The sequence below is a fragment of the Pedobacter sp. genome (assembly GCF_035566355.1).
Taxonomy (GTDB): Bacteria; Bacteroidota; Bacteroidia; order Sphingobacteriales; family Sphingobacteriaceae; genus Pedobacter.
Genome location: NZ_DATMRL010000389.1, coordinates 1 through 7,801 on the forward strand (window position 1 = coordinate 1; position 7,801 = coordinate 7,801).

Below are 7,801 nucleotides of genomic sequence, written 5' to 3' on the forward strand. Positions count from 1 at the left end.
TATCCTGTCCTTTTTAGAGAAAGATTGATCATAACTTAATTCGAATGAAATAAACATATAGATCAATATACAGCTGGCCATTCCTATGGAAAGTCCTGCAATATTAATCAGGGTATATCCTTTTCGTTTAAAAAGGTTTCGTAAGGCTATTTTTAAGTTCAGTCTAAACATAGTCAGAGATGATTTTTATATTACCGCAACAATCAGTATAAAATCAACGATCTAAAGCAATGCCATAATCAAAAACCAGCATAAAACGACAAAGGAGCAACTTACGTTTGCTCCTTTGTTCATAACCGGACATTGAACTGTTCATTTATGTTCAGGCCCCTACCGGTAAAAATCTTCTGACCGCACTGGTCTGCGTTCGCCCGAAGGTAATTGAACTTCAAGTTTCAATGTATATCCACCACCACCTTCTAAAAACAACAGTTCAAAGGGATGGTATCCCTTAGATAAAGCAATCTGGGCAGATTTTTCAAATGAAGAATGCCATCCATCATTATCCACAAGCATTTTCCCTTCCAGCTTCAACACGCTGCCATCATCAGATCGAAGGAAAAAAGTGTAAATACCTTTTTCAGCCGCATAAAAATAGCCTTTATGACGTGTTGCAAACTGATCTGCCGTTTTTTCAACAGGGATTTCAATTGCAGGAGTCACTTTTTGTACTTCAAGTGCTTTTTCATTAATGTCTTTCACAAAGTGATAGGCTCCTGGATAGTAGAAAAAATCCAGACCTTTTTTTGGAGAAGTCAACTGAACTGACGGAGCGTAGTCCTGCTTCTCATAATTAACGGTATACAACTCTCCTCTTTTTCCTGCTGTATTAAACGCAGCCAATTTAAACTGAACAGGTTGTTCAATGGTCAGTTTCCCTTTATACAATTTAGAAGATAAATTTGGTACAGAACCATCTGTGGTATAACGTACATCAAAATTCTTAACCGGGTTAAAAATTTCCAGAGAAGCCTTATCTACAAATACACTATTTACACTAAACCCGTTCAAGTCCAGAAAACGATAATTAATTTTCATCGCATCCAGCATAGGGAGCTGATCAATAACCTTTTGTTCAAAGCCTTTCCAATCCAAACTCGGTTTACCCCAAGCTACTTCAGCCATCGCCAGCAAACGGGGAAAGACCATATACTCCAATCTTTGTTCGCTAGGAATATATTCCGTCCAGATATTAGCCTGAACCCCCATTACAAATTTTTTTTCAGCCGTATTCAGTTTAAAATTGTAAGGATCAAAAGAGTATACTTTCTGCAAAGAATTCGCATCCTGCTGTGCATCGAAATAACAAAACTCTCCTGGCGTCATGATCAGTTCATTGCCTTTCTCCGCTGCATGTCTCGGAGCATCCGGTACCCAGGTCCTCCAATACATCAATGTAGCCGTAGGAGAAACACCCCCATCCAGAATTTCATCCCAGCCAATTAACTTTTTTCCCTTGCTATTAAAGAAACGTTCCATACGATGGACAAAATAGCTTTGCAATTCGTTGATGTCTTCCAAGCCCTCCTTCTTCATCAGTGCATCACATTCAGGCACATTTTTCCAGCTGCTCTTCTCTACTTCATCAGCGCCTAAATGAATGTATTTACTTGGAAACAATGCTGCAATTTCTGTAAATACATTCTCCGCAAATTCAAACGTGGTTTCCTTACATGGACATAAAGGTTCAGAAAAGTCTTTAGCCTGTCCTCCTTTACCGTTTGAAGTCAGCCAGGGCATCAAAGCTGTTGCAGCCATCATATGTCCCGGCATATCAATTTCAGGTATAATTTCCACAGATCTGTCTGCAGCGTATTTAATCAGCCCTTTCATCTCTTCCTGAGTATAGAATCCACCGTATTTCCGAACTCCATCAATCACCTTAAAGTGCTTTTCTGGCAACTCATAATCTGGGTTATCCTTTGCAAGTACCAAACAGGCAGAATCCTGCTTATTTAAAGTACGCCAGGCACCTTTAGCTGTCAATTCCGGGTATTTTTTGATCTCGATACGCCAACCCTGATCGTCGGTTAAATGCAAATGAAATTTATTAAACTTATATAAAGCCATACGGTCAATCATTTTCCGCAGATACTCCAGATCAAAGAAATGCCTGGAAACATCCAAATGCACTCCCCTCCATTCAAAGCGCGGTGCATCACTAATCTCCACACCCGGAATTTTAAAGCCCCCATTTAAGGTCCCCTTATAAAGATTTGCTCCAATCAACTGTTTTAAAGTTGATACAGCCGCAAATGCACCTTCGGCAGTAGAGGCTGTAAGCACTACATTTTCATTCCTGACCGAAAGTCTATAGCCTCCACGTGGAATCACATCTTCACGAACAGATTTCAATGAAATTGTATTTTTCTTTATTGCTGATGTTTTATTCTTCATCGTCTTCAGCTCTCTCACAGCAGCTCCAAAGAGCGTTCCCGGAGATGGACTAATGACCGTATTACGATTTAAAATAAAATGACCAGGCTGCGGGTTTAAGACAGATGGTTGGGGAATCACTGCATAAGTTCCAGGAACAGCCTGAGCATGTACAGAAATTTTAATACAAACTAACACTGACAACAAGGCCAGATTAATCAATCGACACTTCATATATAAATTTTACTAAAACCTTTTATTCAAATATAGAATATGATTTCTAAAAACAATCAACTAAAAAAACCTTAAGCCACAAATTGAAATAGCAAGATAACTCATCATCAAATATGAACTGCGAACCTGCTGAGTTAACGCATTGTAAAAAAGCAAAAAAGGATCTTTTCGCATCTGTCTTTACTGTATTTTAGCCGCAAATCAATACCCCATTATGAATTCTCTATCCATCTTTAGAAAAGTAGCCGTTGCAGAAGGAATTTCTTATATCCTGTTAATTTTTATTGCAATGCCCCTTAAATATTTTGCAGATCTTCCTCTTGCCGTAAAATACACAGGCTGGGCACACGGTCTGTTATTTGTACTTTACATTGCCTTTTTTATCATGGCCTGGATGGATAACAAATGGAAAACAGGAAAATCAGCTCTGATCGTACTGGCTTCATTGCTGCCTTTTGCCCCATTCTATGTTGACAAAAAGCTAAAAGAAGATAATTAAAAATAAATTTTGCTATTTATAATTCATTTTATACATTTGCAACCCGCTAACAAAGCAAATGCCCAGCTGGCGGAATTGGTAGACGCGCTGGTCTCAAACACCTGTGGGAAACCGTGCCGGTTCGACTCCGGCGCTGGGTACAAACCCGGATTGATTGCGAAGAATCGCTGTCATCCGGGTTTTTGTTTTTAATGCTCCAGTGAGCCTTTTTTTGACCTCAGAGTTATCAAGCTTTCTTAGGAAAATTCCTATGTTTGCCACCCCATTCACTCAATTGCTTAAAAATAGGGATGAACGCAAACGCCATCTCGGTAAGTTCATATTCTACTCTTGCAGGAACCTCAGCATAAACTGTCCGTTTAACCAGATCATCCTTTTCTAATGCACGAAGTTGTAAGGTTAGCATACGTTCAGAGATATTAGGAAACACTTTTTTAAGTTCACCAAATCTCATTTTACTATCACCCAACTTATCTAATATCAATATTTTCCATCTGCCGTCGATCTTGTTGACAGCATATGTAAGATCACATTCTGTCATGAATTTTTCGTTAAGAGAATAGGTTGAGTTGTCCTTTCTGATTGCCATTACTTACATATTTGTTAGTACCGTACAATTACTTGTATAACCCATAAAATTAAATGCTGCAACCTACTTTAGCAAAAGAATTTTTAGATCATTTATTTAATTACAAAGGAACAACAATTAAAAACAACACTATGGATTTGTATTTAAAAGGAAAAACCGCTATAGTAACCGGCGCCAGTCAGGGAATTGGTCGGGCAATTGCCAAACAACTTTCGCTGGAAGGGGTGACCGTTTTTGCTACTGCAAGAAACCAGTACCGACTAAATAGCCTGAAAGAGGAATTGGTTGCCGCAGGCGGCATAGATCCCATCACCTTTGTTCAGGATTTTACTGCGGCTGACGGACCGGAAAACATTGCAGCTGCGGCGTTGTCTGGCTTGAGACATGTCGATATTCTCATTAATAATGCAGGGCAGAGCCAGCCGGTAGAAGTCGCAGGGCCGGAAGAACCATGGATCGAAACCATGGATTTGGATTTTAACCGGCCTCGACAATTAACACAACAACTTTTGCCCCATTTTATAAACCGAAAACAAGGAGCGATTCTTAATCTGGCAAGCACCTATGAGTTGCGCACGATCAATGTATCAGCCGTTGCAAAGTCAGCCATTATCGCTTGGTCCAAACAACTTTCAGGGCAAGTAGGTCAATACGGTATTACTGTTAACTGCTTACAGCCAGGCCTGATAGATACAAATAACATTCGCTCTTACTTCCCTGGCGACGAACGCAAAAAGTATGCGGAACGCGAAATTCCCTTAGGTGATTTTGGAGAACCGCAGGATATCGCCAACATGGCCGTTTTCCTGGTATCGCCGCGGGCGGCTTATATAACCGGCACCGTAGCCGTCGTTGATGGTGGAATGCGCAGATATCCATTTTGATCATTACAGAAGTGACATATTACCAAACCACAAACCCTTTTATTTCTCGCGTCATAATTCAATGTCTTTCCCTTATCTTTGCCAATAATTCAATATTCCCATACTGTGATTAATGTAAATAACATCTCCGTTTCATTTGGCGGAACCACCCTGTTTAGCGACGTAACCTTTTCGATAAACGAGAACGATAAAATTGCCCTGATGGGTAAAAATGGCGCGGGCAAATCGACCATCCTAAAGATCATTGCCGATGTGGCTAAACCTACTTCCGGGAATGTAACCGGTCCAAAAGATGCGGTAATAGCGTATTTGCCACAACATCTGCTCACCCATGATAAGGTGACCGTTTTTGAAGAGACGATGAAAGCCTTCGAAGAGGTAAATCAGATGCAAAAAGAGCTTGATGAGCTGAATGAGCAGCTTACCATCCGTACAGATTACGAAAGTGATGATTACATGAAGCTGATCGAACGTGTATCGGAACTGAGTGAAAAATTTTATTCGATCGAAGAGATCAATTATGATGCAGAAGTAGAAAAGGTATTAAAAGGCTTAGGCTTCGAGCGTAAAGACTTTACCCGCCAAACCTCTGAGTTTTCCGGGGGATGGCGCATGCGCATTGAGCTGGCTAAAATCCTGTTAAAGAAGCCCGATCTTATCTTACTGGATGAGCCGACCAACCACATGGATATCGAAAGTATACAATGGCTGGAAGATTTCCTGATCAACTCAGCAAAAGCGGTTATGGTGATCTCACACGACCGTGCCTTTGTAGACAACATTACCAACCGTACCATCGAAGTTACGATGGGCAGAATATACGATTACAAAGCCAAATACAGCCACTATCTCCAGTTGCGCGCTGACCGTCGTGTACACCAATTGAAAGCTTATGAGGAACAGCAACGTTTTATTGCAGATAACCAGGAATTTATAGACAGGTTTAGAGGAACCTATTCCAAAACCCTGCAAGTGCAATCGCGCGTAAAGATGCTCGAAAAGCTCGAAGTTATTGAAATCGATGAAGTAGATACTTCCGCATTACGATTGAAATTTCCACCATCTCCACGTTCTGGCCAATATCCTGTAATTGTAGAAGAGCTTACTAAAACGTATGGCGATCATGTTGTATTTGAAAAAGCGTCTATGGTGATCGAAAAAGGAGAAAAGGTAGCTTTCGTAGGTAAAAACGGAGAAGGTAAGTCGACGATGATCAAAGCCATCATGAGTGAGATCGATTTTGAAGGAGATTTAAAAATAGGCCACAATGCCAAGATTGGTTATTTTGCCCAAAACCAGGCCGCGCTGCTTGACGAGAACTTAACGGTGTTCGAAACCATTGACCAGATTCCATTAAGCGATGGTACTGTAAAAATCAAAGACCTTCTTGGTGCCTTTATGTTCAGTGGCGATGATACCACGAAAAAAGTTAAGGTACTCTCCGGAGGGGAGAAAACCCGTTTGGCCATGATCAAGTTACTACTGGAACCCGTAAACGTGTTGATACTGGATGAGCCAACCAATCATTTGGACATGAAGACCAAAGACATCATCAAAGATGCCCTTAAAGATTTTGATGGCACTTTGATTCTCGTATCCCACGACCGGGATTTCCTGGATGGGCTGGTAAAGAAAGTATTCGAATTTGGAAATAAGCGCGTCCGGGAACACTTTGAGGACATCAAAGGATTCCTGGCCTACAAGAAAATGGATAGCTTAAAAGAAATCGAACAAAGCTAAAAAAGGTATTTATCCTAAAAGCACCTATTGAATGCATATAAAGCCTTAGATTTCTCTAAGGCTTTCTTTTTTTGCAAATAAGAATTTACATCATCCATCAGTATCCCCTTTATTCTATCATTTTAAAGTATATTTTCAAATCACATGTCTCACATTTGAGAAATATGTCATATATTGCAGCCACTATGAACAATACAGATACGCAACAGAAAATCATAGACGCAGCTATAGCCATCTTTAACGAAGACTTCTCTGCTCCTCTTGAAAAAGTAGCGGAAAAAGCTGCAGTCACGCGAAGAACATTACACCGTTATTTTAAAGACAGGAATGATCTGGTCATGCATTGCGAAAGAGATATGCAAGTTAAATGCAGAAAATCAATGGCAGAGGCAATGAACAGTTCCACCGTGCCCTTAGTACAGCTGGAAAACATGCTGTATGCCGGAATAAACTGTGGTGCAAAATATTCCTTTTTTAATAAAATCCACAGCAGGCACGAACATCAGCACAACGCTGAGAATGAAGCCTGTGCAGAATATGATGCCATGTATGAAAATTATAAAAACATCATATTTCTGCTGCAGGAAAAAGGCCAGATCAGCAGACATCTCACTGTAGAATGGATATTAACCCTTTTTAGCGGCGTTATCAATGCAGCAGTTGAAGCGGAATCTATTGGTTCAATTGCCCGGAACAGCGTTAAAAAATTTGCCTGGTATTCCTTCAGTAAAGGAATTGGGATGTAAAAAAATCGCATCAATATATCTCATTTAGGAGACATAAAATTTATACATATGATCACTAAAAACTTTGACGTCATCATCATCGGAGGCAGTTATGCCGGCTTATCCGCGGCCCTCTCCCTCGGCAGAGCCATTAGAGAAGTATTGGTTATTGACAGTGGAAAGCCCTGTAACCGTCACACACCTCATTCTCACAACTTCCTTACACAAGATGGAAAAACACCCGCTGCTATTGCAGAAACTGGAAAGGAACAAGTTCTGCAATACCCAACAGTTCAGTTTATGGATGCATGGGTTACAGAGGTAAAAAGAGAGAAAGAACAGTTTCTGGTATCCACTCCCGGCTATCAAGACCTTACAGCAAGAAAATTACTGTTTGCAACAGGTGTAAAAGACCTGATGCCCAATATCGAATCCTTTGATGATTGTTGGGGAATCTCCGCTATACATTGCCCCTATTGCCATGGTTATGAATATAAACGGCAAAAAACAGGTCTACTTGCCAATGGTGACATCGCCTTTGAATTCAGTCAATTGCTCCACAACTGGACAGACCAACTGACCATATTCACCAATGGTCCATCCACCATTACAGCCACACAGGCAGATCAACTGGCACTTAAGAATATAGCTATAGAAGAAAAAAAGATCCTGAAGTTCAAGCATCATAAGGGGTATATCCAGTCCATAAATTTTAGTGATGGAAGTGCCTTTAAGCTCGATGCTATATATGCGA

General features: G+C 40.5%; 7 protein-coding genes and 1 tRNA gene. 6 read left to right on the top strand and 2 right to left on the bottom strand.

Annotation, left to right across the window (positions count from 1 at the left end; all coding sequences use genetic code 11):
- Window positions 1-330: 330 nt before the first annotated feature.
- Entirely contained in the window at window positions 331-2,610 is a 2,280-nt protein-coding gene (locus tag VNZ46_RS14795; RefSeq protein ID WP_325560848.1) for a family 20 glycosylhydrolase, read from the bottom strand.
- Window positions 2,611-2,824: 214 nt separating this feature from the next.
- Here VNZ46_RS14795 and VNZ46_RS14800 point away from each other — a divergent pair, with 214 nt between their 5' ends.
- Both VNZ46_RS14800 and VNZ46_RS14805 read left to right on the top strand, forming a co-directional pair.
- Window positions 2,825-3,109, top strand: coding sequence for a DUF3817 domain-containing protein (locus tag VNZ46_RS14800; protein ID WP_133780261.1), 285 nt, complete (start codon window positions 2,825-2,827; stop codon window positions 3,107-3,109).
- A 60-nt stretch (window positions 3,110-3,169) separates the two neighbouring features.
- Window positions 3,170-3,249 (top strand) — tRNA-Leu (locus VNZ46_RS14805).
- Window positions 3,250-3,335: 86 nt separating this feature from the next.
- Here VNZ46_RS14805 and VNZ46_RS14810 read toward each other — a convergent pair.
- A complete protein-coding gene (locus VNZ46_RS14810; protein ID WP_325560849.1) occupies window positions 3,336-3,698 on the bottom strand; it encodes a helix-turn-helix domain-containing protein in 363 nt (120 codons plus the stop codon).
- 53 nt (window positions 3,699-3,751) lie between these two features.
- Between VNZ46_RS14810 and VNZ46_RS14815 the strand changes: the two genes are divergently transcribed.
- The 4 genes from VNZ46_RS14815 to VNZ46_RS14830 all read left to right on the top strand — a co-directional run.
- On the top strand, window positions 3,752-4,582 hold the full coding sequence (locus VNZ46_RS14815; RefSeq protein WP_325560850.1) for an SDR family NAD(P)-dependent oxidoreductase: 831 nt from the start codon (window positions 3,752-3,754) through the stop codon (window positions 4,580-4,582).
- 105 nt (window positions 4,583-4,687) lie between these two features.
- Window positions 4,688-6,322 carry an ABC-F family ATP-binding cassette domain-containing protein gene (locus tag VNZ46_RS14820; RefSeq protein ID WP_325560851.1) on the top strand — a complete coding sequence of 545 codons (1,635 nt, stop codon included), beginning with the start codon at window positions 4,688-4,690 and terminating at the stop codon, window positions 6,320-6,322.
- A 164-nt stretch (window positions 6,323-6,486) separates the two neighbouring features.
- Window positions 6,487-7,068: a TetR/AcrR family transcriptional regulator gene (locus VNZ46_RS14825; protein ID WP_325560852.1), complete on the top strand. Its 582-nt coding sequence runs from the start codon at window positions 6,487-6,489 to the stop codon at window positions 7,066-7,068.
- 48 nt (window positions 7,069-7,116) lie between these two features.
- Window positions 7,117-7,801, top strand: a 685-nt coding sequence (locus VNZ46_RS14830) for an NAD(P)/FAD-dependent oxidoreductase (RefSeq protein ID WP_325560853.1), incomplete at its 3' end; no start/stop codon positions are given.

Coding starts and splice junctions, on each gene's coding strand:
- VNZ46_RS14795 (WP_325560848.1), bottom strand. CDS start 2,610: ATGAAGTGTCGATTGATTAATCTGGCCTTGTTGTCAGTGTTAGTTTGT.
- VNZ46_RS14800 (WP_133780261.1), top strand. CDS start 2,825: ATGAATTCTCTATCCATCTTTAGAAAAGTAGCCGTTGCAGAAGGAATT.
- VNZ46_RS14810 (WP_325560849.1), bottom strand. CDS start 3,698: ATGGCAATCAGAAAGGACAACTCAACCTATTCTCTTAACGAAAAATTC.
- VNZ46_RS14815 (WP_325560850.1), top strand. CDS start 3,752: ATGCTGCAACCTACTTTAGCAAAAGAATTTTTAGATCATTTATTTAAT.
- VNZ46_RS14825 (WP_325560852.1), top strand. CDS start 6,487: ATGTCATATATTGCAGCCACTATGAACAATACAGATACGCAACAGAAA.